Source organism: Methanosarcina sp. WH1 (assembly GCF_000970005.1).
Classification (GTDB): domain Archaea; phylum Halobacteriota; class Methanosarcinia; order Methanosarcinales; family Methanosarcinaceae; genus Methanosarcina.
On record NZ_CP009504.1, the window covers coordinates 3601529 to 3628323 of the forward strand.

19 protein-coding genes and 1 tRNA gene are annotated in these 26795 nt (G+C 41.5%); 8 read left to right on the forward strand and 12 right to left on the reverse strand.

The window, feature by feature from the left end; translation table 11 throughout:
* Positions 1-176: 176 nt before the first annotated feature.
* Complete coding sequence (locus tag MSWH1_RS15930; protein ID WP_048129899.1) at positions 177-533, reverse strand: SLC13 family permease; 357 nt, start codon at positions 531-533, stop codon at positions 177-179.
* A 6-nt stretch (positions 534-539) separates the two neighbouring features.
* A complete protein-coding gene (locus tag MSWH1_RS15935) occupies positions 540-1652 on the reverse strand; it encodes a methylcobamide--CoM methyltransferase (protein ID WP_048129900.1) in 1113 nt (370 codons plus the stop codon).
* A 277-nt stretch (positions 1653-1929) separates the two neighbouring features.
* On the opposite strand from MSWH1_RS15935, the gene MSWH1_RS15940 reads away from it, so the two are divergent.
* Positions 1930-2169: a type II toxin-antitoxin system HicB family antitoxin gene (locus tag MSWH1_RS15940; protein WP_048129901.1), complete on the forward strand. Its 240-nt coding sequence runs from the start codon at positions 1930-1932 to the stop codon at positions 2167-2169.
* A 389-nt stretch (positions 2170-2558) separates the two neighbouring features.
* Positions 2559-2631, forward strand: a tRNA-Gln gene (locus MSWH1_RS15945).
* Between the two features lie 633 nt (positions 2632-3264).
* Here MSWH1_RS15945 and MSWH1_RS15950 read toward each other — a convergent pair.
* The 6 genes from MSWH1_RS15950 to MSWH1_RS15975 all read right to left on the reverse strand — a co-directional run bounded on the left by MSWH1_RS15950 (position 3265) and on the right by MSWH1_RS15975 (position 10796).
* A complete protein-coding gene (locus tag MSWH1_RS15950; RefSeq protein ID WP_048129902.1) occupies positions 3265-4773 on the reverse strand; it encodes a lipopolysaccharide biosynthesis protein in 1509 nt (502 codons plus the stop codon).
* 584 nt (positions 4774-5357) lie between these two features.
* Positions 5358-6410, reverse strand: a complete 1053-nt coding sequence (locus MSWH1_RS15955) for a polysaccharide deacetylase family protein (protein ID WP_048129903.1) — start codon at positions 6408-6410, stop codon at positions 5358-5360.
* Between the two features lie 65 nt (positions 6411-6475).
* Complete coding sequence (locus MSWH1_RS15960) at positions 6476-7903, reverse strand: nucleotide sugar dehydrogenase (RefSeq protein ID WP_048129904.1); 1428 nt, start codon at positions 7901-7903, stop codon at positions 6476-6478.
* 90 nt (positions 7904-7993) lie between these two features.
* The gene (locus MSWH1_RS15965; protein ID WP_082088186.1) at positions 7994-8932 is read right to left on the reverse strand and encodes a UDP-N-acetylglucosamine 3-dehydrogenase; all 939 of its coding nucleotides are present in this window, start codon (positions 8930-8932) and stop codon (positions 7994-7996) included.
* Between the two features lie 47 nt (positions 8933-8979).
* Positions 8980-10062, reverse strand: coding sequence for a DegT/DnrJ/EryC1/StrS aminotransferase family protein (locus tag MSWH1_RS15970; RefSeq protein WP_048129905.1), 1083 nt, complete (start codon positions 10060-10062; stop codon positions 8980-8982).
* 65 nt (positions 10063-10127) lie between these two features.
* Entirely contained in the window at positions 10128-10796 is a 669-nt protein-coding gene (locus MSWH1_RS15975) for an acyltransferase (protein ID WP_048129906.1), read from the reverse strand.
* A gap of 798 nt (positions 10797-11594) precedes the next feature.
* Between MSWH1_RS15975 and MSWH1_RS15980 the strand changes: the two genes are divergently transcribed.
* Positions 11595-11792 carry a hypothetical protein gene (locus tag MSWH1_RS15980; RefSeq protein WP_048129907.1) on the forward strand — a complete coding sequence of 66 codons (198 nt, stop codon included), beginning with the start codon at positions 11595-11597 and terminating at the stop codon, positions 11790-11792.
* Positions 11793-12251: 459 nt separating this feature from the next.
* Here the strand turns inward: MSWH1_RS15980 and MSWH1_RS15985 are convergent, their stop codons facing one another.
* Both MSWH1_RS15985 and MSWH1_RS15990 read right to left on the reverse strand, forming a co-directional pair.
* Complete coding sequence (locus MSWH1_RS15985) at positions 12252-13214, reverse strand: CPBP family intramembrane glutamic endopeptidase (protein ID WP_231591835.1); 963 nt, start codon at positions 13212-13214, stop codon at positions 12252-12254.
* 2 nt (positions 13215-13216) lie between these two features.
* On the reverse strand, positions 13217-14104 hold the full coding sequence (locus tag MSWH1_RS15990) for a DUF1616 domain-containing protein (RefSeq protein ID WP_048129908.1): 888 nt from the start codon (positions 14102-14104) through the stop codon (positions 13217-13219).
* Positions 14105-15087: 983 nt separating this feature from the next.
* On the opposite strand from MSWH1_RS15990, the gene MSWH1_RS15995 reads away from it, so the two are divergent.
* The 3 genes from MSWH1_RS15995 to MSWH1_RS16005 all read left to right on the forward strand — a co-directional run bounded on the left by MSWH1_RS15995 (position 15088) and on the right by MSWH1_RS16005 (position 19311).
* Positions 15088-15987, forward strand: coding sequence for a glycosyltransferase family 2 protein (locus tag MSWH1_RS15995; protein WP_048129909.1), 900 nt, complete (start codon positions 15088-15090; stop codon positions 15985-15987).
* A 21-nt stretch (positions 15988-16008) separates the two neighbouring features.
* On the forward strand, positions 16009-17028 hold the full coding sequence (locus MSWH1_RS16000) for a glycosyltransferase family 2 protein (RefSeq protein WP_048129910.1): 1020 nt from the start codon (positions 16009-16011) through the stop codon (positions 17026-17028).
* Positions 17029-17289: 261 nt separating this feature from the next.
* Entirely contained in the window at positions 17290-19311 is a 2022-nt protein-coding gene (locus MSWH1_RS16005; protein ID WP_048129911.1) for a hypothetical protein, read from the forward strand.
* 420 nt (positions 19312-19731) lie between these two features.
* On the opposite strand, the gene MSWH1_RS19445 is transcribed toward MSWH1_RS16005, so the two are convergent.
* Together MSWH1_RS19445 and MSWH1_RS16010 are read right to left on the reverse strand one after the other, a co-directional pair.
* Positions 19732-19872: a hypothetical protein gene (locus MSWH1_RS19445; protein WP_156148215.1), complete on the reverse strand. Its 141-nt coding sequence runs from the start codon at positions 19870-19872 to the stop codon at positions 19732-19734.
* 455 nt (positions 19873-20327) lie between these two features.
* The gene (locus MSWH1_RS16010) at positions 20328-21533 is read right to left on the reverse strand and encodes a glycosyltransferase (protein WP_048129912.1); all 1206 of its coding nucleotides are present in this window, start codon (positions 21531-21533) and stop codon (positions 20328-20330) included.
* A gap of 200 nt (positions 21534-21733) precedes the next feature.
* Between MSWH1_RS16010 and MSWH1_RS16015 the strand changes: the two genes are divergently transcribed.
* Positions 21734-22918, forward strand: coding sequence for a glycosyltransferase family 4 protein (locus tag MSWH1_RS16015; RefSeq protein ID WP_048129913.1), 1185 nt, complete (start codon positions 21734-21736; stop codon positions 22916-22918).
* 1088 nt (positions 22919-24006) lie between these two features.
* Complete coding sequence (locus tag MSWH1_RS16020; protein WP_197074602.1) at positions 24007-26676, forward strand: disaggregatase related repeat-containing protein; 2670 nt, start codon at positions 24007-24009, stop codon at positions 26674-26676.
* Positions 26677-26795 lie beyond the last annotated feature (119 nt).

The following is a 26795-nucleotide window of genomic DNA, read 5'->3' on the forward strand; positions in this document are numbered from 1 at the left end:
AGGTTTTAAAAGGGCATTTAAAGATAAAAACGATTTTTTAGTTTTATTTAGAGAAACAATATTATATTTAGAGTTTAAAGGAAGATAAGATAAATAATAACATCTAAAAATGGAATTAAGATCATAATTATGGCTAATTCGATTAAAAGAAATGTATCACATTCTTTTTCAGCATTCTAAAGTATTATAACATTGTTTGCAGCTCCCAGGAGTAAAAAATTCCTGCAATTGTACTTCCAGCAGCAAGCACAATCAGTTGCCCTTGAAACTATCCGACTCCCAAGCCAGGCAAAGTATCCGCTCCTGTTAAGCGTCTCACCCACACAAAAAGCCCCGAAAAGGAAGAGGAGCACGTCCAGGTTGATTGCCCTGAAAACCTCCTGAGGTGGGATTTTCCCGAGCAACAATACCGAGAAAGCCCCCAGAGTCATAACCTGCCAGATATGCGGCCTCAAAGACCCCACCTGCCTCAGAGCGGTCAGTAAAAGGACTCCCATGAGGACGAGTACCGAAAGGTCGGGTTGAAGACACAAAAAGCCTTAAATCCCAGCTTTTACTGCATCCCAGAGCATTTCCATCTTTTCAAGCGGAGTGTTCAGAGGGATTTCGCAGCCTGTGGCAAGGATAAAACCTTTTTCCGGGGCTGCGGAGAGACAGCTTTTTACCTCATGCTCGATCTCAGCGCGAGAGCCGGCGAGAGGAGCGTCCGGGATGATGTTTCCCATAAGGCAGATGCCTGCACCCGAGAATTCATTAAACTCCTTGAAACAGTGCCTCGGGCCGCACCCGATGTTTTTGTGGTTATGGAGCTTTTTACATTCGACCCCGTACTTTTTGCCGAGCAGCCTGACGTCCCCGAAGGCAAAGTTAAGGGCATTGGGTTCTAGTTTCAATTCCAGGTCATAGAAGGCCTGGGCTGCGCAGTTATGAGAAATTACGTATCCTCCTTCAGCTTTGATATAGTCATAAAGTTTCTTCGTATACGGCAGCATGAATTCTTCAGCCATCTGGGGGCTGAAAAGGTCGCCTGTGCTTTCTCCGTTTTCGACAAAAATGCCGTCAGCTCCAGCTTCAAGCAGGGAGTCGGCAAAAAGTATGCAACTTTCCGTAAGTTTATCCAGCAGGGCGTGTAAACCTTCCCGGTCCTTGAGCATATCAATACAGAGCCTGCTACCCCCCATGACCTGAGAAACCAGCATCAAAGGAGCCATAGTTGCTCCGGTAATAAAGGCTTCGTCCCCGATTTCTTTCTTGAGAATTTCTATTGATCCGGCAACGGTCTTCACCCGCTCCGAACGCTCGACGTCCATTGGATTTATCTTTTCATGTTCTGCCGCAGACTTCAGGGCATACTTCTCAACAGTCGGGTACCCGTTTTCCTTGATGTTCACCTTCGTCCCTAGCGCCTCAGCTTCCACGAGAAGGCAGCCCCATGGAGACATCACATTGTCGTGGTGATACATCTCCCGCGCAAGGATCTGCGCCCTTGCAATTCCCTCTGCAGAACCGTAGGCGTCCTTGAGGCTTGCACCCATCCGCTCCAATACCGCATGCCCTGCTCCGAACCACAGGTAGCCGTATGGGACACGGTCTACATCTTTTCTTTCGAGTGCGTTAATAAAACGCTCCCTTGAGGTCATTTCCGCTTCCATATGATATCTCCTTTATTAAGTTTCCAGATATCACTATAAAAGTAGTTTTATAAATACCAGGGAGTTTGAACTGAAGATGAATGTCTTTTTTCATACTGATCACATCATATGTTCAAACCTGCATAAACATGAAAACTTTCAGGTCTCAAAATAGAAATAACCTAAGTCACGGCCTTTATAAAAAAATTCCAGGGACTTCAGCTAAACTTCCGCTTTAATCAGAGAATAAATAGCTAACTGCGAAATATTTAACATAAACACTGAAGTATTACAAAACATGACAGAAATGTTTACATTTTCTGCAATGGTGAAAAAGGAGAATGAGCAGTACGTATCCTCTTGCCTGGAACTGGACATATCAAGCCAGGGAAAAACGATTGAAGAAGCAGTTTCGAACCTGAAAGAAGTGGTTGAGCTTCATATAAAAAAAAATGACATCCCCCTTCCGATCAAGCGCCCATTTTTAACAACATTTAAAATAACCGGGAAAAGGTCCGGAGAGAAAACGGTGCGATAAAGAAAAAGTTGTGAGAAGAAGCCCGGTGCCACCCTCATCCCTTACGGTGTCCCCCAACACAGCAGCTCTGAAAATACATTCCCATCAACATATTGCCAGAGCAGGAGCAGGTAACTCCGGGCGATTCTTTAACAATCCGCCAAGACTTCACTATTCGGTCATACCTATTTCTTCCAGCTCCATTATATAGAGAGAATGTAACTTACTTTAAATTAATTATACAAAAAATTCATTCTAAACAAAAAATACGTTCATAGAAAAAGTTTTAAAGCCAGCACACGACTTGTTATATAATTTAGCATTTGACCTGAAAATCCCGCAAAAAAAGTTCTGAGATGGCACAAAAATTAAGTACATGAATTATGTTATAAGTAAAAGCTTTCATGCGCAGTCCTGTAGGGTAGTGGTCAATCCTTCGGGCCTTTGGAGCCCGGGACAGCGGTTCGAATCCGCTCAGGACTATAATTACTATTTTTATGGAGAATCCCCTGGACAAATGTAATTTTGAAATTCCCCATTCATAATAAAATAAAAATCGAGTTTTGAAAATTTATTATCTCCAGGTTAAATCGCTCCTTTTCTTTCTCAGTCCGCTTAAGTAAAATATAATTCTACACCAAAAAGTTTGCTTGAGAAAAATATGATTCTACGCCAAAAAGTTTGCTTGAGAAAAATATGATTCTACACCAAAAATTTGAGGTTCAATTTTCCAGCCTACAATTATGTGTAGTTGCTAGGTTTACATATGACCAATTATTAATCTATTATACCAAACTTTGACGAAAAAAGGATTTAGTGATCATATCGGTCGTGAGGGTTAAGCTACGCGTTAACCAGCGAAAAAACATAATAAACATATATTAAATGTACTAAAAAGATATCATGAAAAATATTCTAATTTGTGATGTTGACCTGCTGAAAGCAAAAATAATGAATCGAATGCGATTTTCAAGAAAGTAATCCCCTCAGAAAGCAAAATTCGTTTTAAGATCTCGACGGTCGACGGCAAAAAAATTCACTGCAGACTGGTTTTACAACGATGTCTCTCAGAAACGTCTATTTATATTTTCACGTTGACTTTTTTTGGAACCGAGTTTACACTTTTCCCGGAGATTTTAATTCCCTTATTATTCCTTTTACCTGTTTATCCGTTTTAAGTATATACAGATAATAAATGCAGATAATCAAACCGGAGATTACTACAAGAAGGACCTGGTTTATTCCTGCGATTTTGAGAGCTACCAGAACTGCTCCCGCAGGGATAAAGAGGATCAGGTTTGAGAATACAATTTCCAGGGCTCTTGAAGTCTTTACGCCAGAGTAGTACATCATTTTCAGGCATAGGTACCCGTATACCACAATGCCTGATATGGAGAAAAGGACAAGGGCCACACGGGCATTTCCCAGCAAGCCCCCGATTGTGAGGGACAGGAAACGGGTTACTAGATTGAAGAAATTGTAGTTGAAGCCGAAGTGAAGCTCTTCTACTACCAGGTATATTGTGGTCAAAGGGGAAGAGATAAACCATACAAATGCCCAGAGGCTCAGGATCTGGGCATAGACTCCTGCCTCTGTCCAGGCGCTCCCGAAAATCACGGTGAAGACGTCGCTTCCGACAATTGTGAGGATCAATATAGGGAACATGCCTATGAGCACGAGCATTCGGAACACACTTTCAACAAGAGTACTGAGGGTGCCTTCGGATATTGCCCTTGACGCTCTCTGGTAAAATACCTGTGAGATCGAACCTCCAATAAAACTCATGGGTAACTGAAGCAGGCGGAACCCGAGGGAGTAAAAGCCAACAACTGCAGGAGTAAAAAAAGCTGAAAGGAGAAAAGCCGGAAGCTGCCAGGAGATCGAGTTCATAAGTGCGGACCAGATATCTATGAGCGGAAGTTTGCGGTGCCTTATTGCACCTTCGTATATTTTTTTCCAGCCCAGGCTCTTTTTTATCAGACGCCTGTCATCTCTCCAGATCTGCCCTCCAAGCACGAATGTCGCTACAGACTGGCCTACAAGGCTTCCCCCGATTAAACCGGCTGCAGTTGTGGGCTTTTCTACAACCCCGAGAGTAATCTGGGTTGCAGTGGTCGAAACTGAACTGGAAATTCTTGAGAAGGAGAGCCTCTTGAAGAGTTTTGTTCTTGAGTTCCACTGGTTAAGTGCGAGAAAAACTCCGTTCACAAACACGAACGGAGGCACAAGCCAGAGATATTCTTCGATCTGCGGGGCATTTAGCAGATCAACTATCCGGGACTGAAAGTGCCATATAAATGGCACAGTTAAACCGGTAACAGCAAGGGCGGAGAGGAAACTAAGGCCTAAAAGGTTTACTGCTTCCTCTTCGGACTCTGGTAGCATTATGGAATAATCATACCTGAGGCATGCAATAATGCTTATAATGCTCGTTATGGAGATATACAGGGCCCAGACTCCAAAATCCTCCGGTCCGTAAAGGCGGGTCAGAACAGGAGCTGCCAGAATCGTAAGGATCTGAGCAAAGGTCGTTCCGCCTGCAAGTGTCAGCACATCTGATACAAAACTTGCCTTCTTTTCTTTTTTTGATGACTTTTTTACCGCTTTTTCCGTCTTTTCATCCATAGCCAGTACCCTGAAAAAGTCGTTTTTTCAGCACCCTGAACCTATACTTCCTGACTTCTGTCTTTTTAAGCGCATACATGCTGTTCCGCAAATCTGTGAAGTCAGATGATTGCGGTTTAGAGATTCTACCCTGAATCTAATGTGCTTAAGCTTAAGCGCATAAGTCAGCATCAGACGACGTCTATGCGCTTAAAAATGTGGAACTAAGGATACTTACTTTTTACCCAGATTCTTTTTTCTCCCTTTCCCATTTCCTATAACCAAATTCTCCCTTATAAACTCATCCGAATCAACAGAACTCTTCGCCCAGTAGTGACAGTCTATATCCAGAAAACGCATGAATAACGGATTTTTCAGGCATAATTCCAGCTTTGTAGCTTCTAATCCTGCGGATAAGAAAATTATTGAACTTTTAACAGAAAGTCACTGTTAACTTTTTAACAGCATGAATTGCCGAGATCAACATCAATCAGGTATCTTCTTGAGGCAGCTATATCACCGCAAAAAAGAAATCCATTTGAGCTGCCGATTGATGTTGTTTTTACCCCTGTAAATGAAGCCAAACTTAATCTTTTAACTGATCCTTACTTTTGGGTCCCCGGTTCAACCTGACTGGTCCACCAGTTATAGATTTCCTCTCCGCTGGTAATCCAGGCGTTTTTACCGGCACAGTACTCAAGGATTTTTTCGTAGTATTTAAGGTTCTCTCCCTCAATGCAAGTATTATTGTGCCACAGGATTGTGATCACACCGTTATACCGTTCAACCGTATTGATAAGGTGCTTTGTACATTCCCAGGCTTTTTTGACATCAAGGCGCATGTAGTCTTTAAAAAGCGAACGGTCCATAATAACCAGCGGGATTTCCAGAATATCGATCTGACGCCCTTCATTCAAATTAAAAGGCCTAAAAGGATGACACATCCCATTCCTGAAGCCTGCACAGTCTGGATACCCAAGTGTGGTATCGTACTTGAACCCTGCTTTGCTCAACAACTCCCAGGTCTCAGGGACGCTAAACTTTAGATAGTGATTTCTGTACCCTATAATTCTTTTACCCAGGACTTCTTCAACCCGCCTTTTTTTTTCTTTAAGGTCTTCCAGGCTCTTGTAGGACTCGTGTCCGCCGTGAAGGCCGACTTCCCACCCACTGTCGGAGATAAAACCCAGTTCCGATTCAAGGTCTCTAATATTATAATTAAAGTCCGTTTCTTCAGGGTTCAGGGCAAGGAAATAAAAACTGGATTTTGCATCATATTTTGCTTCCAACTTCACTATTTCCCTTAAGTTCCAGCATGGATTCCATTTCCTGTGAATCCTGGAAAAAGGGGTTTTCATTGCCTCGGTCAGGTTCCTTCTGGCAAGGGCTTTAATAGACCCGATAATCGGATACAGTTTATCCGGATAAACCGCGTCGATGTCGTGTGTGAGGCAGACCGCGAATTTTTTTCCGTCAGGATACTGCGGTTTCAGCCCGTTTTCTACCAGAAATTTGGAAACTCTCGGTTCGAAAATATTTCCATGCCCGCTCATGTAGTAAGGAAATCTCTCATATCTGTCGCGAAAAGTCAGGTCGTATTCTTCCTTTCTAGCATAGAGAGCCCAGAGTTCCTCGTTTTCTTTCAGTTTTTCAAACATGATTCTCGCCCTATTTTTCCAGATTTAAAAGACAAATTAGTCTTAAAAAAGGAGAATTTTCCCCTTCATATTATCTCATGTGAGTTTTTGTCTCCCCTCCCTATTCCCTTATACACAAATCCCTTTCCGATAAACTCCCCTGGTTCGACTACATTTCGCCCGTCAACAATTACCGGATTACTTTTCCCGCTTACTTTTTTCACCCAATCAGCTTTCACATCATGGTACGCACTGTGTCCCGCAAACACAATAACAGCATCCGCACCTTTTATAACTTCTTCCAGGTTATCAGAAATCTCGACGCCCGGATAATTGACAACATAAGGATCGTGCACCATAACACTGGCTCCGGCTTTCAGGCAGAGATCCCTGTAAGGTTCTGATGGGGTGTTCCTGGCATCGTCCGAGTCTTTGATAAATGCCCAGCCGAGCATTGCAACCTTTGAGCCCTTCATTTCTTTCCCCAGCCTCTCAAGGGCTGCAACAGTCAGGTTGTACATGTGTACAGGCATGAAGTCATTGACTTTTCTGGCAAGCACATAGATTGAATCCGCACCTTCGGGATAGTCCAGCTGTCCTGTCCCGATCTTGACGCCTCTTTCCAGGTGATATGTATCCTTTGTCAGGCAGTGACCTCCAACTCCTGCTCCGGGCCAGAGGACAGCTCTTGTTATACCCTCACCTTTTAAGCTGTCAACCCCGGTCCTGACGTCATAGACATTTATACCCATAGCTTCACAGTATAGGGCAAGCTGGTTGATTGCTGCAATTTGAAGGTCGCGAAAAGTGTTTTCTGCAGTTTTTGTAACCTCTGCCGCGGTTGCACTCATCGGAATAACTTTTCCAACCGTGAGCACGGGTGAGTAAAGCTCAAAAGCCCTTTTTGTGCTTGCCTCATTAATTCCACCTACGATCCTATCGTGTTCCCTTATGTTTTTCAAAAGCCTTCCTACCATTACCCTTTCAGGGGCATGGGCAAGGGCAAAATCTTCTCCTGCTTTCAAACCGGACTCTTCCTCAAGGATCTGTTTTGCCATATTTTCAGTTGTCCCTGGAGTGATTGTGGATTCGAGGACTACAAGCATACCCGGTCTCAGGTATTTTCCTGCGTTTCTGATCCCCTCTATGAGAGCACTGAAATCAGGCACCAGGTCTTTGGGATTCGCAAAAGGAGTCTGAATTGCAAGTGTAACTGCATCAAGTTCGGAGATCCTTGAAAAATCAGGGGTACATTCGAATTTGCCTGCTTTTACGACCTTTCCGATGAGTTCCTCAAGGTCTGGCTCTTCCCCTTTGAGCGGGCTTTCTCCCCGGTTGAGCATATCAATTTTGTAGCCTGAGCTTTTTGAGTTGCGCTGGAAGCCCAGTACTTTGTCAAAACAGGGAGCATCTGCGAATAAGACGGCTGCGGGGATTCCTACATAACCCATACCAAGTACTCCTATTTTTTTGATAGGGCCACGTTCCTTTAGAAGTTTTTCCAATTTGCTCATGCTTATCACTTTCCAGTATTGTTTTTAAGATAGTCTTCCATTTTTCTGAGGCTTTCGGACTTTTATTCCAGTAACCGTTATATCTCTGGTTTACTGCCCTACTTCGATCAATCTTTCTTCTTCGTAGGACTTGATGGCTGCCATTGCTACTTCAAGGGCATGTTTTCCATCTTCCCCGCAGGGATTAGGTTCTCTACCTGTCTTAATACAATCTATAAAGTAAACGAGTTCATTTTTCAGGGGTTCACTTGGCTCTACTTTGGCTTTTCTTATCCAGCCGTTGTCATGAAGTTCGACTGTCTGGTCGATGTAGTCCAGATAGGCTACACCTTTGATTCCTATTGCTGTCAGTTTCCTTACCTTATGAGGGGTCAACCAGTTTGTTTCTACAACACCTGCGAAATTATGGTCCATACGCAGGATAATTGAGGCATGGTCTTCAAAAAAGTGGATATCTGCACCAGCAATGGCGTAAACACCCCTTATCTTTTTGCCATAAAGGTATGAAATGACATCTATATCGTGAACACCGATATCCAGAATTACTCCAACATCCCTTATCCTTGGGTTGTAAGGGCCAACTCTCTTGGTAGAGATGGATACTATCTTGCCAAGGGTGCCCGAATCTATGATTTCTTTGAGCCTTATAATTGCAGGGTTGAAACGTTCAATGTGCCCTACCATGAGCACTTTATCTGCTTTCTTTGCAGCTTCGATCATCAGGTCTGCGTTTTCAACCGTGTCGGCGACTGGTTTTTCTACAAGGACATGAAGACCGGCTTCCAGGGCGTCAAGAACCACCTGTTTATGCAGTTTTGTGGGTACAACAACGCTTACTGCATCAAGGCCTTCGGCAAACATTTTTTGATAATCCGTAAAGGCTTTCGTTTTATACTGGGCAGCCATGGCTTCGACTCTGGCCTGGTCTACATCCGATATTCCGGCAAGTTCCACGCCCTCCATCTCACTGTAGATTCGGACATGGTTCTGGCCCATGGCGCCTGTGCCTATTACTCCTACTCTGATCAAGGTTTCACTTCCTGTATCTAAAAATGCGATTACTATCCGGGAATTACTCAATCGTTTGCATAAAATTCTCTGATTGTCTTAATTATCTTCTGCACGTCGTCTTCAGATAAAGCCGGATGTACAGGGAGGGAAAGAACCTCTTCTGCTGCTTTCTCAGAGACCGGCAGGGAATCTTTGTACCCCAGTTCCATATAATAGGGCTGTTTGTGGATGGGTATTGGGTAATGTGTCCCGGTTCCGATTTCATTTTCCTTCAGGAAAGCTGCCAGTTCGTCCCTCTTTTGAGCTCTGATTGTGTACTGATGGAAAACGTGGGTACAGTCAGGTTTTGTTATTGCAGGTACAACTTCTGAAATACCTTTTAGCCCGGCTGAAAGCATGGCCGCGTTTTTCTGCCTTGCAGCAGTAAACCCGTCCAGTTTTTCGAGCTGAACAAGCCCGATTGCGGCTGCAATATCAGTCATGCGCAGGTTAAAGCCCAGCATTTCATGCAGGTAGCGAACTCTTGAGCCATGAGCCCTGATCATCTTTGATTTTTCTGCTATTTCCTTGTCGTTTGTTGTGATCATCCCGCCTTCGCTTGTTGTCATGTTTTTAGTCGGGTAGAAGCTGAATGCCCCGGTTCCGAAACTGCCAACCTTTTTCCCGAGGTATTCTGCACCATGGGCCTGGCAGGCATCCTCTATCACAACAAACTTGTGGTCTTCAGCGATTTCCATTATGGCTTTCATATCCGCAGAGTGTCCGTAAAGGTGGACAGGCATAATGGCTTTCGTTTTTGAAGTAATCTTTTCCTGGATCTTTTCGGGATCTATATTATATGTATCCGGTTCAATATCTGCAAAAACAGGTTTTGCACCAGTGTAAAGAATGCTATTTGCAGTGGCAATAAAGGTGAAGGGGCTTGTAATTACTTCGTCTTCTTTTCCAATACCGTGGGCAAGAAGCGCGATATGCAAGGCGGCAGTGCCGGAGTTTACAGCAGCTGCATACTCACAGGCGGTGTACTCAGAAAAAGCAAGCTCGAATTCTTCTACTTTCGGTCCCTGTGCAATCATGCCTGAACTCAGGACCTTTGTTACTGCATCAATCTCTTCCTTACCCAGCAGGGGCTTGGCGATTGGGATCATTTTCGGACCTCTTATAATAGTCTCAATAAAACTTTATCTTACTTAATTTTGGTTTTTTGATAGATTTATATTCGGTTAAATTCTTTAAGATCTTCAGGAAGCTCCTGTATTCTGGCAGGTACGCCGACCGCCAGCTTCCACGGAGGCACATCTTTTGTTACAAGGGCTCCTCCGGCAACCATTGCTCCCTCCCCGATCTCCACTCCCGGAAGCAGGGTGGCATTAGCGCCTACAGATGCTCCTTTTCTCAAAACAGGGCCTTTAAGCTCATATTTTTTACGAATAGGATATTTATCGTTGGCAAGAACAGCACATGGTCCAATAAATACGTTATCTTCGATAACCACATTCGTTGGAATATAGACGTTTCCCTGAATACTGACATTATTTCCTATCTTCACGTTTCCATCTATGATAACGTTCGTTCCGATAAGTACATTGTCCCCTATTTGTGTGTTTTCCCTGATCATTACGTTATGTCCGGTCTTGAAGTTTTTTCCGATCTTTACGCTGGAAAAAATTGTAGAACCTGCTCGTATAATCGAGTTCGGACCTATACTGCAACCCGGAAAATCAAAGTCCTCTATCTCCAGATCCTGTTTGAGAATCTCCATGAGGACTCTGTGTTCTGGATACCCCAGTATTACATTCTCCAGGATTACCGTATCTTTTCCGATTACAGAGGTGCCGTAAACCTTAGAAGAACTGTGAATTTTGACTTCTTTTGAGTTCATATTCTTCCCCCCGTTTTTCTCCTGTACCTTATAACTCATTCGGAGTGCTTTGAATCAAATCAAAGCAACATAATAATTATTTGTAAATTTATTGGGATTTTCCTATCCACGGAAGACCTGGCAAATTTATTGATCCGAACTGACCCCGAAGACGGTTATGATTTTTCTTTTTTCCCTGGACTCACTCCCTGAAGTTATTAACTGTATGAATTTCTTAGCTAGATATATTTTATACTTATTTAAGGTATTTGGTTTATTTGCCTCTCACTATTTTCCTGATTTCCTCTGATAAGTTTCTCTAATTAATTCTGGTTGATTTGCACGAATCGTCATATTCAGGCATAAAAATGCCTTTACTATCTTAAATAATACTTATTTAATACTACGATTTTACCCTGCTATTTTTCTCCTATTATAATGCCATTTCTCCTGACGCTACAATTATTATAGATTATAATTATATCAATAATTTTTATACGAAAGATTCTCTCCTTAAAAATTTTGGATGATTATCTATTAAAGTCGTAGAACTGATCTGCCCTATCCTCGATCTAAAAATACAATTGACCTTTTTTTCTACTCCTTGGATCGGGACTTTCAGATATTTCAGGAACTTCCACCCTCTTTTCTGTATTCTTATTCGGGTCATATAGCTTGAATTCAGGAAATTAAAAGGAGGAGGATTTTTATATAAGATTGCACATCTGTTTCTTTTATATACCTGAATCAACTAGAGGAGGTCTGACTACGCTTACAAGTTTAATCTCATCAACTTCCGCTTCTTCGGGCACGCTAGCAATGATGACAACCCCTGGAGTTCCTGAAGGTGCATCAGTAGCCGTAGCAACTTTGCTTTTACTGTTACTTCTCAGGGAGTTTCTTCCTCTGTCAAAGCACTGGGGAGATTCTGTGAAAACATCTCTGAATATGGGAATCCTTCCACTTCTGTTTTCTTTCGGTGCAGTTATTCTTTACAAACTTGTAGATCTCTTTTAAGATATGGAGGGTTCTTTAAAGCCTTGAATGCATGAACACCAAGAGAAATAAACTTTTGTACAACCTTATTCTTCATACCGGGCCTTTCCTGTCCACACTCGACGTGACATAAAATACAAGATAAAAATAGCTAGAAAAACCTCGTACTCACTTTTTTTTGACTAACTTCAAGATAGGCGGGTTGAAAGACTTATATTTTCCAGAGTTGAATAGTGATTTTAGGGTTAAGTAAAGTCTTCTCTTGACCCTGATGACATTTCTTCGGTATATTGTATATCTTAATTGCGGCACTGGCTTTCAATTTATAATTTATCTGGCTAACCGGCCAGCCTAATCTCTTATGGTGCAGGGAGAGATGGTGCAGGGAGAGATATCTGAAATATTTCCACAGGGATTCTGGAATTGATTAACAAATTAATCAGGAACTACCCAAAAAATAAAATCTTCTCAAAAATAACATTAAAGAAGATGGGGAATAACTCCAAAGAGGAAGACATTTATGAAACCGTGGATCATTGTGACCAGAGGGAGGCTTCGGGTTCTGTAAAACATAAATCCTATGATAAAACCTACAAAGGAGGTATAGAATATTTCACCCATGCTCCCATACCCGGAATGCATTAATCCGAAAAGGACACTTGTGATGATCAGGCCTTCGCGGCTGCCAAGGAACTCTTCGAGCCTGTTCTGCAGAATGGACCTGAAGATGATCTCTTCAATAAGCCCTACTAAAAAGACCATAATAAAAGTAAGTATCAGCAGGTAGGAAACTGAAAGGTCGGGGATGAGGTAGTTTGCCTCTATTATTAAGTATTCTCCTATTCCAAGCAGGAGACCCATAATTATCGAAAGTGGAATATAGAAACCTATCCTTTTGAAAGTTATTCCAAGCCGTTCTCGGGAAAAACCCTGGTGAGTCAGTGCAATGGTTACTGGAATTGTAAGGAGACCATAGATAAAGACAAATGAGTAAAGGGTTTCCTCATAAAATGCTGGCATTGAAAGGTTTACAAGTCGCAGGATTGGGAGCAGAATAAGGGCCTGATAAGTCTTCTGGATTTCCTCGTTTTTGATATACAACATGGAGAGAGAAAGCCCGAGAAGGATGACTGCATGCACCTCCATGGCTTCCAGAACCCTTCCAGAATAGATCATAAATTCCGCAAAAGCGATGGCTAAAATCGGAATAATCAGATAAAGCCCTATGTTTTTTAATGCAGGATTGTGTGTCGACCTATTTTCAGGCACATGCATTCCCTGATACTCAGATGTTTGCATCTCTTTATTTTCAGGTGTTTGCATCTCCTTATTTTCAGGTGTTTGCATCTCCTTATTTTCAGGTGTTTGCATCTCCTTATTTTCAGGTGTTTGCATCTCCTTATTTTCAGATGTTTGCATCTCTTTATTCTCATATGTTTCCATCTTCAGGCCTCCTCGGTAACGTTTATCCAGAGGCGCAGGTCCCTGTAAGGTACAGCCTTTTCAGTCTCATTGAAAAGCAGGAACTGAAGCTCCATATTCTCTCCTTCAACAGAGGGAGTAATCTCAAGGGGCTCTTCCAGGGTTGTGTTGTCATCAAGTTTTATATTTATCAGGTTTTCAGGTAATGGCAGGGATCTGTTTTCAAGCCTGACATCCATTGTATAGTTTACTGCTCTATGCTCATGGTTTGCGATCCCTATTACAACGGTCCCACTTTCTCCCTGCACATAATCCGTAGTATAGTTATCAGCTTTCCCATCGGGTCCGAGGATATAGAATTCGGTAAATGGTTCCTGTTCATGGGGAACTATGGATATATAAGCTACAGTTCCTACTAGAGCTAGAATGGAAATTGCCAGAAAAATCCGGAGTATTTTTTCCGTTGAAGACTCGGTTTTTCCCAGGACCTGAGCTAATAGAGAATAAGCAGAAGCCTTGAAAGAAACTCCAAAGGCTTTGTCTTCTGAAAACTGCCTTCTGCGAATATATGCTGCTGCACATGCAAGTATAACGAACACAGAGAGACTTACAAGAAGAGGCACTTCCTTAATCCCGAATGATGTATTATTAAGTACAAGTCCTATAAGAGGTACAACTGCGACACTCACTCCGACCGAAAGTGCTGCCCTCTCAATTCCCTCAAGTCCGGTTTTTGTCGGAAATAGCACAGCTGTAAGGGCATACCCTGGTAGGAATAATACCAGTGGTAGGCCAAGGACTGTGCGAATAAAACTCTCACTGAGTACGGGAATAAGTACGAAAATATCCGTAAGAACTACAAAGCCTACCACAAATAGCAGGTCAGATGGAAACTTCTGGTTCCCGGCCATATGACTCCTCATAAAATGGTTTTAATGTTTTTCTGGCTTTCCAGTTTTATCTTTCTTTTATGCAGGCTAATTGCCTATTTTAGTATTCCACTCGCAGGGTTTTTCAGAAAATCTTTCCGGCTGTTTTCTCCAGCTGGCTTTCTATAATCTTCTGCTGCGAAGAGTTGAGAACCGGAAGGTTGGGGATTGGCCCGAGTGTCAATTCCGGAGCTTTTTTCATCAGTAAAAAGCCTATTTTCTATTTAGTAAATAGCCTGTTTTTTAATCTCAGTATAGTAAATAGCTTGTTTTTTAATCTCAGTAAAACTTATGTCCCTGAATAGTCTATATTTTTTTTAATAGTACGTTTGACTTGATCTACTCAAATTACTTTTTTGTATAAAATATCTTTCCCTTTTTCCTGCCTGTTATTATAAATATGTATTTCTTCTTTATGTCTTCCCTGGAATTTTTATAGCTCAGATTAATTTTTGACATTTGTTTGAGAGAGTTATCCGGATCAGCTTATTTTTTTACAGTATGTTAATGTGTATCCCAAGAAAATCTCTTGATTTCAACTATCTGTACAAATTATTAGACACATTAAATAATAATCGAAATTTATATTAGAGCTATTTAAGTTCATTTTTAAGCCAACGGAAGGTTTATACAGGCTTATTGATTTTTCGCCATCGGAGGGACTGCAGAACTATCTTTTGTGTCTAAATGTTTATATAGCTCATATATTAAAACAAATACACGTCTTATTCAGAACGATGACTTGTTTGTAGGGCATCTCTCCTTTCCCTAAAAGGAGCACAACAGTCCCCCAAATGACGCGCTGTAGATCTGGTTACAGACGATCCTTAGAAACCCTTTAAAGTTTATGGAGCGGTGACTCTGAAAAATGTATTCGCTGTATTTGAAATTCTTGCCGATTTTCCTCTCAAAAGGCGCTTTAGAGAGACTCATGAGTCTTTGTATCAAAGAGGTAGATGATTCACATGACCATTACTATTGCAGCCATGCCTGCATATAACGAAGCTCATTCCATTGCAGAGGTTATCAAAGGCTGCAAAAAATACGTAGACAGGGTGGTGGTCGTGGACGATGGGAGTACAGACAATACTGTCGATATCGCTGAATCCCTTGGTGCCTACGTAATCCGCCACGAAATTAACAGAGGATACGGAGCAGCCCTGAGAAACTGTTTTGAAACTGCCCGCAACCTCGGTGCAGGTGCTATGGTCATAATCGATTCCGATGGTCAGCACGATCCTTCCGAAATTCCCCAGCTTCTGGAACCCTTAAAACAGGGATTTGACCTTGTGATCGGTTCAAGATTCGTCAACGGCAACGGAAAAAATGTCCCTATATATCGTAAGTTTGGAATGAAAGTCCTTGATGTTGCAACTTACATAGCAGGTGGTCTCAATGTTACTGATTCCCAAAGTGGTTTCCGGGCATATGGCAGAAAAGCTATTGAAAATATAAACCTTAATGGCACTGATATGTCTGCAGGCTCCGAAATTCTTATTCAGGCAAGGGATCATAAACTAAAATTTACGGAAGTAGAAATTCACTGCAGATATGATCTCGAGGATTGTTCCAGTGAGCATCCTTTCATACATGGTCCCAAGGTCCTGTTTCGGATTCTGAAGGATATGGAATACAGGCGGCCCCTATACTATTTTGCTGTTCCGGGTCTGATTATGGCATCCACAGGTTTTCTTATGGGGTTGAAATTTCTGCAGGATTATATTCAGGGAGGATACCTGCGTTTCGGTCCCACTCTCCTTATGGTGATGTTGACAATTATAGGGGCTTTTATGATATTTACAGGAATCATACTGCACGCCATTTCAAGAATGATATTTCTAAATGAACAGATTAGAAAACAATAATGGTAAAAACGGGGTCATTTTATGGAATATCCTTTTGTTTCGGTTGTAGTAGGTATTCGCAACGAAGAAAAATTCATTGAAGAATGCATTGAGTCCCTTCTTCATCTCGAGTACCCTCAGGATTCATATGAAATTATTATAGTCGACGGAATGTCCACTGATAAAACCCGGGATCTCGTACAGAAATACCCTGTCCGGCTCCTTCTCAATGAACGAAAAAATGTTGCGGCAGCAAGGAACCTTGGAGTTGTAAATTCCCGGGGAGATCTTGTCGCATTTACAGATGGGGATTGCAAGGTCGACCCCAGGTGGCTGAAAATACTTGTCAATGAAATGAAAAATGCCCCTGAAGATGTGGCATGTGTTGGCGGTCCGAATTTAATATTCGATACTGATCCTGTGTTTGGCAGGGTGGTAGGATATGCCCAGGAAACTTTTCTGGGGTCGGGGGGTTCTGCCCAATCTAATAATTCAACAAAGATACATTATGTAAGTTCCCTTCCCAACTGCAATGCGATGTACAAGAAAAATACAATTGTGGAAGCCGGATATTTTGACGAGCGGTTTGTAGTGGGCCAGGACGGGGACCTCAATTACAGAATAAGCAAAATAGGTTATAAATTCCTGTATATTCCAGAAGCAAAAGTGCTTCACCACAGAAGAGGGACCCTCAAGTCATTTTCCATACGAATGTTCAAGTATGGAATGTGGATGGCCGAGCTTTTCAAAAAACACGGCGAATTCGTCCGCTGGTATGCTTTTTTGCCTTCTATTGCCATACTTTTTGCGGTCTTTTCTCTTATTGTTTCTCTTGTGTATTCAGCGCCGATAATAGTTCTGCTGGTACTGATGGTCTTATATTTCGTTCTGGTTTTTGCTTCCTCAATTCAGGTAATATATAAGATGAAATCAAAGTACGGCCTCTTTGCTCTGTTCGTGATCCCTGTGCAACACGTCACTTATGGGCTGGGTTTTTTGTACAGTTTTGCAAATTCGATTTTCCTTTCAAAAGCCAGGTCTCTTTCAAAAAATAATGCTTAAGAATTTATCCGGTTACTGCAGCCATAGTTGCCATACTCAAATGTAAAAATGGTTGGAGATATTGAACCTGGCTTGAAGCACGTTGGAGCAAAAAATTCTTAACCAATATAGACCTCAATGTAAATCCTATTGAGTTCAAACAAAAAAATCTGAACCTTTTACTTCAGGTCCAATCCTGCAATCCTGTTCGGATTCAATTCTTAATTCTTTATTTCAAACTCAATACATAAAGTTGCGATCGCTTAAGGTTATGGAGATAGTATGTTAGGATTGAGCGAAGATACGGGACTCAACTACATGGATAATAACCGTTTAATGAAGGTAATTTCCTTCCTATTCCCACTGGCAATTATTTTAGCAGTTATACTCACTTTCATATGGATGTTTGCAACTGAAAAGCCCGGTTATGCAGTTAGAGGATTGTTTACAGGAATTCCTGCAGTACTTGCCTGCCTATTTATACTGTACATTTACAAAAAAGATGTAAGTCTGCATGATATAGACAGCTTCCCGTCTATAAGCATAAAGTCCCTTACATACATGTTCAGCATATTTTATATTGGCTCTATAATTGTGATTCTATTATCTCAGGGGAGCAGGCCCTGGTACTATTTCGTATTTATTCTGGTGATGTACCTTTCGGTTTTCCTGCAAATTTTCTCTAAGGAGGCAAGGCCGTCCCTCGTTCTTCTGGAATCTTTTTTAATGATGGTAAACCTTACTTACAGCGTTACCTTAAATTACGATTTCTACTTCGGGACCACTGATATTCTGCCTCACATTTTCCTTTCGGAGTCCACTGCAGTAACAGGACAGACCATTTCCACTGCCTTAAGTGACTATGCATTTTTCCCTCTATACCATATACTTATTGCCGAAGCCGCTGAAATTTTGAACCTCAGTGTAAAAACTTCACTTTTCCTGATAACAGCGCCAATTTATGCAGTAACGGTAGTTTTTCTTTACTATCTCTTTAATCATATTACACACAACAGACAAATTTCCCTTCTTTCCTGTCTGCTTTACTCTACAAGCTATATTGTATTGTATTACGGTGCAAACGTGATTACACGCACAATGGCATTCGTAGGGTTTATTCTATTGCTATATCTGGTTTACAGTGTAAATTTCAAAGAGGATAAATTCTCATTTAAAGCCCTTTCAGTAATAGTTTTGGTTTTTCTGACCTTAGTTCATAACGTTTCTATACTCCAGTTCGTGTTATTACTTGTCATCCTTTTTGCCTCGGAGTATATTATAGGAGCTGGCAGCTATGTCAGCAAGCCTTTCTTTTTACTATTAAATGTTACTTATACCGCTTACTGGTTCTTTGCGGCTTATCTGTTCATGCAAAGAGGTCTGACTCCTCGATTGCAGAGCCATTTCTGGGACTCTATAGTTTTAACTGCCGGAGGCTCTGACATACTTGCGGAAAGCTTGACAAGTCTAATGGGGCTCCTGGACAAATCCGTCTTTTTATTTTTTGCCCTTATCGGAATAGGCTTTCTTCTGAAAAACTACAGGAAAAACTATGCTTCGGTTTTCGGGTTATTTGCTCTGTTTACCCTTCTTTTCTATGTCCCCAACCCTCTCAATACTATATGGCAGTTCAAAGTTCTGTTTAGGGTTGACCGGTTCATGCTTTTCGTCAGCCCCTTTATGGCTTTCGCAATGGGATATGGAATCTATGTATTCTGGAACTACATGGATAAATACGGCCCTAAAAAGTTCAATACAGTGGTCTTTATAGTTCTGATGTTCTCCACTTTTGTCTTCATCTCTTCAGTTTTTAGCATTTCAGACTCAAACATGCTTGGTCAGATTTCAAAGCATGAATATTTCACTGCTAATGAACTGAGTGGTTTTGAACATGTTTATAAGTACATTCCTGAGGGTTCTGCCGTTTATTCCGATTACTATACTACAAGGTTCTTTTATCTCCCATCGATTCCTGAGGATTCTTCGGATATGAACCTCTCAATTTATGATAATTACCGAATCGATAATGTAAGCGAATTATCCAGTTACAGAGGCTATGTAATATTCAGGACTCAAGAGTTTCTCAGGAACGGTTTGTACTTTGGCAGTGATGAAAGCAGCACTAAGGAAACTTCCAATTATTTCTACAGGAACACTCCCGAAAATGTAATTGAGCTTGATGACAATCTTACAAAAGCAAATAAAATCTACTCAAACCCGGCAGCGGACATCTTTGCTCCCGGCCCAGCATTAAGCAAACCTATTAAAAGTTCTAACCTTAACAGCACTCTTACAGGCATTTAAATGCCTGTAATTTACTTTTGTATGGAAAAATCAAACTGCGTGCAGCCACCCCAACCTAAAGGATGGGGTATGCTGATGGACCGCACGCCCGGTTACTCGGAAATGATTCACAGTGTCCTTTAACAAGGTTCCCTTGATCTAAGTTATTGAAACTCTGCTATCGAGCCCCTGTCCGATTTCCGATAATTTTACAAAGAAGCGACGATTTAGATATTTAAATCAAAACCAAAAAGAGGCGAGGGTTCACTTCATCCCCGACCTAAAGGACAGGGTATTGGTAAGTAGCCCGGGGGAATTTCACCCCCAGGCCCTCTCAGAACCGGACTTGAGACTCTCACCTCATCCGGCTCCCATTATCCAGCCACTAAAGGCCTTGTTTTGTCCATTGGTTCCTCCCTTGTTGCCAAGGTTGACCGCAGTTCAAAACCGGATAATACAATCCCTTCGCTCCATGCCCATTACAGGCACTTCATCACTACTACGAATTGTTCCGCCCCTGTACATTGCATCGATACTTTCGTCCTTGTGGGTCCACCACTTGGAGTTTTCTCTTAACATCAATGTGCAGGTTCCCAAGTTCCACAGAGAAGCCTGTGCTAGGTTCCTGCCAGCTATATACCGGTCACCGTCTGGTCAGTAAACAGGGTATCTTCCAGACTCGTCCCAGGTTAGTCACGACACCTGGTTTTGATGACATCATCGCGTTTTCGATACGTCAACACTGGTTCAGTTTCATTCAGCTCCCTAGCACGCACCTGACGAAGTCACAGCCTCGCCTTTTCCCATAACGCTCACTACCGTGGCTTTTGACCAAAGCAGCTTATGGGTGGTTTGGAATCACATCCTGTAATGCGAATCCGAGGGGCCGATCCTCATCTTTTCTGTAGCATAGCACATTTCGTGCATCAATAACTGCTGCATAAATGAGCTTTCTTGGCACACCGTGACCCTCCGCACTCCCGAAGTAATAAAATAGAATTTATGAGTGGCAAAGTTTCCTGTTTTTTTCGATGGGTTTATTTTGAGGGCTTCGATAGAAGCTCTGAGTATATATCTACAGTTTTCTTTGCATGGGCTTCCCAGGTAAGCCCTCGCTGAATTATACTTTTTCGTCCGAATTTTCCCATCTTTTCCCTTCTGCTTTCATCTTCAAGCAGCTTATTAACCATTTCTGCCAGTTCCTCCGGGTTTTTTGCAGGAACAAGATAACCCGTTTCCCCTTCAACCATAAGTTCCGGAATCCCCCCAACATCAGTTGCCACTACAGGAACTTCGCAGGAAAGAGCTTCAAGTACGACATTTGGCCTCCCCTCCGAGAGGGAAGGCAGGACCAGCATATCTGAAGCTGAAATCCAGAGGGGGATATCCTCATGATTTACAGGCCCCGTGAATTTGATAGAATCTGTAATTTTAAGTTCTTCTGCCCTTTTCTCCAGGCTTTTTCTGAGCCCGTCATCCCTGCCTACCATATAAAGGTCCGTGTTTGTATTCACAAAACTTTTTGCAGCTTCGATAAGGTAATCCACGCCTTTTATTTTTCTCAGGGCTCCTATGAACAGGACAATTTTCTTTTCTTGAGGCAGGTTTAAAACTCTTCTTGCACGTTCTTTTCCTGCAGGCTTGAATATCTCCGTATCAACGCCGTTAGAGACCACATGAACCTTACTTTCGTCTATCCCTAAATTCACGATATGGACCTTGAGGTCTTCACTGACAGAAAGGACCTTATCGGCAAAATTCATGGTTTCTATAATCTGCCTTGAAGTATAGGACCCTTCATAGGCAACCTTTCTTTCTATAGTGCCAAGGGCACTTACCACCAGAGGAACCTTCCATTTCTTTGCAAGCCCCATCATTCCGTATCCATCAGGATATGAGAAATGTGCATGAATCAGGTCAGGTTCTGGTTTTATGTTTTTTAGGGCATACCTGGAAACGAAATGGGCATACGAAATGCCGGTTATGGGGTAAAAATACTTTTTGGGAATAACATAGATATAACGCGGATAGTGCAGGTCATATTTTACGGTATGCTCAATCCGGGGCAATTTTGAAAAATTATGATACGGAAATGAGGAAAAAGGAAGTACGTAAGCTTTTGGGGAAATAACTGTCACGTCTACTCCCTGATCTGCAATTGAATCAATACTTTGCTTTATGAATGTCCCAAGCTGGGGGTAATACCTGTTAGGAAATTCCTGACATACTTCCAGAACTCTCATAATCTCTCCCTTTTTCGATTCGGACGCCTCAAAAACACACAAAGGAGAGAATTTCTCCTATAAATATCTCTCTGTAAAATGCATGAATTTATGTTCATGCACTAAAATCCCGAATCAATTCATCCAGACTTATGAAAATTAATTAACGGAGGCGTGGGATAAACTAATTAACTACTTTTGCTATTCAGGTAACGGCAATCATGTTTAAAAAAGTAAGTAAAATTTTCCTGGTCTATTACAGCTCTTTCACTACAAAATCAGGTTCGAATATACACATCCTTGAACTCTTAAGAAATTTGAAAAAATACACGGATGTAGTTTTGTTCGCGCCAGGTCAGAAAGGTATAGAAAGTGATTTTCCCGAAATAAAGTATGTGCCTGTGATAGATAATAAGTACCTTATACAGCCTTCTTATGAGTTCATACTATCTTTTTATCTTCTGTACTCATGCATAGCAAACAGGCCTGAAGTGCTTTATCTCCGTCAGAACTCTTTTCCGTTCTTCCCCATTGCCCTGTGCAAGTTTTTGGGGATTTCTTCCATAGTTGAGGTTAACGGGCTGGTTATGGATGAACTCAAGGTAAGTCCGGATTCTAAATCCTTTGCATACAGGGTCTTTTCTTCTCTGGCACTCCGTTCTGAAAGGTTCAATTACAGATACTGTGACAGGATAGTTTCCGTGACTGATAAGCTAAAAGATGAACTTGTGAGGCTGTACTCGGTTCCTGCAGAAAAAGTTCTTGTAATTAACAATGGAGCAAATACTGATATTTTCAAACCCCTTGATCAGAAGCAGGCAAGAGCCGAACTTGGGCTTGATGATTCAAAGAAATATGTGTGTTTTGTAGGACACCTTGCAGCCTGGCAGGGAGTTGAGTTTCTTATCCATTCTTCTCCTTTTATCCTGGAAAAATGCCCTGAGGTTCGTTTCCTTGTAGTAGGGGACGGGATCATGAAGGACAAACTGATGGAAATAGCTTCAAAGATGGAGCTTTCTGACAAATTCACTTTCACTGGAAGAATTCCTTATGAGAATGTCCCTGTATACATTAACGCAGCCAATGTCTGTGTTGCTCCTTTTATTGAGGAAAGAAACTCAAAGATAGGACTCTCTGCCTTAAAAACATACGAATACCTTGCCTGTGGAAAACCTATTGTAGCGAGCAATATACCTGGTGTTAAAGACCTGATTGATCTTTCAGGAGGCGGAATTTCAGTACCTCCTGAGAACCCCGGAGAACTCGCTAATGCTGTGGTGAAGCTAATTTCAGATGAAGAGACAAGCAATGCCATGGGAGAGCGGGGTCGCAAATATGTCGTTGAGAATCACAGCTGGGATGGAGTTGCAAGAAAGATCCTTGGTATATGTAATGAAATTGTTTGATGCGATTTTTTAGATTTCACAGAGCTTTTCAGGTACTTGGGATTATCAACCTTTTTTCCTGATGATAGTAAAGCGAAGTATTTTATACCAACATCAATTCCCACATTTGTTGATTCCGAAAACTCACATTTATTTTGAAGTCTGGTTCCATCTATATTCAGATCTAAAGCCCGTTATAGATGTATCTGAGACAAGATGACGCTTATATCTCCAAGGCTAAAAACCCAGGGTTTTTACGCTTCTTTATATAATCCTCATCTTTTTCCAACCTTATCTTTATTCTCTATTCGTTATTTGAATTAATCAAGATTTAGCTATCATTCCACTATTACTTTTTATGGTTTTATTGCCAGCTCTTATTACTGACTTATCATTCTTATTTTTGAATTATGGAGCTTCAATTATCGATTATTCCCTCCAATATCGTACTTATTTAAATAACTTTTACATCTGTTATCTCTCGCAACAAAGAAAAAATGTTTAAGCGATTTGTACAAAACAGTCTCCAAAAATCACACACATAGACACCTAATTTATTTTGATGACGGATACTCTTTTTTTCATAGTTTATTAATAAGAAGCCTCTTAATGCCGGTTAAACTTATCACATAAATTTTAACTACTGGGCGCCTCGGATCTCATATTCCTAAAAAAATTATAAACGTAGAACAAATACTTTTATAATATAATGATCTAATTTACAATGCCTACTATAGAAATTTAATTGAATATTTATAATAAAATTATTTCTAATGTTGGCACAGGGGGAAATTCGTGTATATTGGAGGCAAATTACCTTAAAAAATGGGGGAATTAACTCTAAATCCGGTATTCAGGCAACCAAATAGAGATCAATAACCACTTGACAGGAGTTTTATTCCAGGGCTTATTCTACAGTCTTGAACATTTGAAGAGTGGATAATATTTGCAAAATATTGTCAGATGGTTTTGAAAACTGGATAAATAAATTTATCAAAAAATGAACTAACAGACTATATATTTTGATTAACACCCAGGTAACTCAGTGCAAAGTTCTACCTTGCAAACATTTAAAATAAATGTATAAAGATCGGCCCCAGGTGATAGCAATGCTAAAAAGAGAATTAGTAGTCCTCTTCCTGGTAGGGTGCTTTATAATTTCAAGTATTCCTACGGCTTCATGCCGGACTCCTGCACCTATGATTTATGTTTCAGGAGATGGAAGTGGGGATTTTAACTGTGATGGAAAAGACGACCACATACAGATAAACCAGGCCCTTAAATTTGTGGCAGAAAACTCTGCTTATACGACTGTCCATCTCAAAGGACCGTTTACGTATGTTATTGACGCCCCTCTTCTAATTGGAAGCAACACTATCCTTGAAGGAGATTCAGATGCTGTGATCAAACTGGTTGATCACGCAGGCTGGGATACTATGATACCCCTCATCAAGCAGATGAGCAGTTCAGGTATTACCAATGTTACGATAAGAGGTTTCGAAGTTGATGTAAATCATGATGGTAATGCTGAGCTTGCCAAGGGCAAAGGTTACTACAATATAATTTATTTTCTCTATTCCAGCGATGTAACAGTACATGATATGTACATGCACGATGGGCACGGGGACGGGCTCAGGATGAGAAATAGTAATAATATCAAATTTTATAACAACACTGTCTATAAACTAGGACACGACGGCATGTTTGCTATCGAGTGCTCGAATGTAGAAGCCTGGAACAACACTATAACCTGCAGGACGAACAGTGCTCTGAGGGTATGGAACTCAAATAACGTAAAGTTCCATGATAACTTCATTGATTCATTTTATCATTGGAGCGCAGGCGGCCCGGGTATTCAGGTTGAGAGATCCAAAGGTGACATGAATAATATCGAGATCTACGATAATGTGATTACAAACACCTACGGACCAGGCATCTGGCTTATCGGGACCGCTGGAGCATATGATAAAAGTTTATCAAATGTGTACATTCACAACAATATTTTCTATGGTTCCGGCACCAATCCTAGCATCGAGTGGGTTGGTGGGATTCTAGGTAGTGGATTCCATAATGTCCTGATTGAAAATAACGTCTTTGATGGGGTCCACAACGCGGCAGTTGTAAATATGTATTCTACTGACACCAACACCGGCCCCTCAGGAACTGGATTCACGACCACTGTCCGTAATAACATAATCGTAAACACCGTACAGCGTACGAAAAACGCTGCAGGAACAGGATACGGTGTGATTAATCGCCTTCCCAGCTCCCACACCATTGTAATGGAAAATAACTGTCTCTACGACAACACAGCAGGGAACTATAAAAATGTTAAATCGACAACAGATATTTATGTAGATCCTCTCTTTGCAGACCAGAGCTCACATGATTACCATCTCAAATCAGTAGCAGGTCGATGGAATGGGAATACATGGGTAACGGATAGTAAGAGTTCTCTATGCATTGATGCCGGATCTGCTTCCTCTGCTTATTCAAATGAGCTGGAAGACAACGGGAACAGGATCAACATAGGAGCATACGGGAACACAAAGTATGCTTCCAAATCCGGAACAATCAAACAGGAGGGATCTTCAATTGCAGTAGAAGAGGTCTACGATAACCGCCTGCGTGAAGCTTCTCCTGATGTAGTCTACCAGAGTTCGCCCTTTATTGATGTCGGTGGGATGAACAGTGTCAGATACAGGGATATAATGTGGTTTGACCTGAGCGAATACACAGATTCTACTGAGGTTAGTAATGCAACTCTTTCTCTCTACTGGTATTATCCTGCAAAAAGCTCAAGACCTGAAGATACTGTAATTGAGGTTTACAGGCCAGCTTCAGCCTGGAACTCAAATTACGTAAGCTGGAATAAAAAGGACAAAGATGTTTCATGGAAAAATCCCGGAGGAGATTGGTACGATAAAAATGGTGTTTCTCAGGGCAACACCCCATATGCTACAATAACTATAAAGGGCAGTACCCTTCCTGACAACAGGTATTACAAGCTGGACGTAACCGAGCTCGTAAAAGAGTACACCAGTGGAAAGTACGAAAATACTGGTTTTCTGATAAAAGCCCGCGCAGAGAGCAATAACTATATTGCTTTTTACAGCAGTGACTGCGGAATAGGAAGTAAGGGACCAAAGCTTAGCATAATAAAGAAAGCATCTTCAGTGACTGTACCTGTAGTGACTGTAAATGCAACTGTTACTGACATAATGGATAACCGCCTGCGTGAAGCTTCTCCTGATGTAGTCTACCAGAGTTCGCCCTTTATTGATGTCGGTGGGATGAACAGTGTCAGATACAGGGATATAATGTGGTTTGACCTGAACGAGCACCCAGGTTCTACTGAGGTTAGTAATGCGGTTCTTTCTCTCTACTGGTATTATCCTGCAGAAAGCTCAAGACCTGAAGATACTGTAATTGAGGTTTACAGGCCAGCTTCAGCCTGGAACTCAAATTACGTAAGCTGGAATAAAAAGGACAAAGATGTTTCATGGAAAAATCCCGGAGGAGATTGGTACGATAAAAATGGTGTTTCTCAGGGCAACACCCCATATGCTACAATAACTATAAAGGGCAGTACCCTTCCTGACAACAGATATTACAAGCTGGATGTAACCGAGCTCGTAAAAGAGTACACCAGTGGAAAGTACGAAAATACTGGTTTTCTGATAAAGGCCCGCACAGAGAGCAATAACTATATTGCTTTCTACAGCAGTGACTGCGGAATCGAAAGTAAGGAACCAAAACTTCAACTTGTATACAGCTAAAGGCCTGGATGTCCTTTAAGGAGGGGGTCCGGAAATTCTGGCGGCAGGAAATGTTAATTTCTCAATGCCTGCTTTTCGGAAAAACCTCTTGTTTTTTTATACCGACCAAAAATCCTCTT

What these genes read in the sequence shown, in the direction of transcription:
- MSWH1_RS15935 (WP_048129900.1), bottom strand. Translation starts at nt 1,652, where the DNA reads ATGGAAGCGGAAATGACCTCAAGGGAGCGTTTTATTAACGCACTCGAA.
- MSWH1_RS15940 (WP_048129901.1), top strand. Translation starts at nt 1,930, where the DNA reads ATGACAGAAATGTTTACATTTTCTGCAATGGTGAAAAAGGAGAATGAG.
- MSWH1_RS15950 (WP_048129902.1), bottom strand. Translation starts at nt 4,773, where the DNA reads ATGGATGAAAAGACGGAAAAAGCGGTAAAAAAGTCATCAAAAAAAGAA.
- MSWH1_RS15955 (WP_048129903.1), bottom strand. Translation starts at nt 6,410, where the DNA reads ATGTTTGAAAAACTGAAAGAAAACGAGGAACTCTGGGCTCTCTATGCT.
- MSWH1_RS15960 (WP_048129904.1), bottom strand. Translation starts at nt 7,903, where the DNA reads ATGAGCAAATTGGAAAAACTTCTAAAGGAACGTGGCCCTATCAAAAAA.
- MSWH1_RS15970 (WP_048129905.1), bottom strand. Translation starts at nt 10,062, where the DNA reads ATGATCCCAATCGCCAAGCCCCTGCTGGGTAAGGAAGAGATTGATGCA.
- MSWH1_RS15975 (WP_048129906.1), bottom strand. Translation starts at nt 10,796, where the DNA reads ATGAACTCAAAAGAAGTCAAAATTCACAGTTCTTCTAAGGTTTACGGC.
- MSWH1_RS15980 (WP_048129907.1), top strand. Translation starts at nt 11,595, where the DNA reads ATGATGACAACCCCTGGAGTTCCTGAAGGTGCATCAGTAGCCGTAGCA.
- MSWH1_RS15985 (WP_231591835.1), bottom strand. Translation starts at nt 13,214, where the DNA reads ATGGAAACATATGAGAATAAAGAGATGCAAACATCTGAAAATAAGGAG.
- MSWH1_RS15990 (WP_048129908.1), bottom strand. Translation starts at nt 14,104, where the DNA reads ATGGCCGGGAACCAGAAGTTTCCATCTGACCTGCTATTTGTGGTAGGC.
- MSWH1_RS15995 (WP_048129909.1), top strand. Translation starts at nt 15,088, where the DNA reads ATGACCATTACTATTGCAGCCATGCCTGCATATAACGAAGCTCATTCC.
- MSWH1_RS16000 (WP_048129910.1), top strand. Translation starts at nt 16,009, where the DNA reads ATGGAATATCCTTTTGTTTCGGTTGTAGTAGGTATTCGCAACGAAGAA.
- MSWH1_RS16005 (WP_048129911.1), top strand. Translation starts at nt 17,290, where the DNA reads ATGTTAGGATTGAGCGAAGATACGGGACTCAACTACATGGATAATAAC.
- MSWH1_RS16010 (WP_048129912.1), bottom strand. Translation starts at nt 21,533, where the DNA reads ATGAGAGTTCTGGAAGTATGTCAGGAATTTCCTAACAGGTATTACCCC.
- MSWH1_RS16015 (WP_048129913.1), top strand. Translation starts at nt 21,734, where the DNA reads ATGTTTAAAAAAGTAAGTAAAATTTTCCTGGTCTATTACAGCTCTTTC.
- MSWH1_RS16020 (WP_197074602.1), top strand. Translation starts at nt 24,007, where the DNA reads ATGCTAAAAAGAGAATTAGTAGTCCTCTTCCTGGTAGGGTGCTTTATA.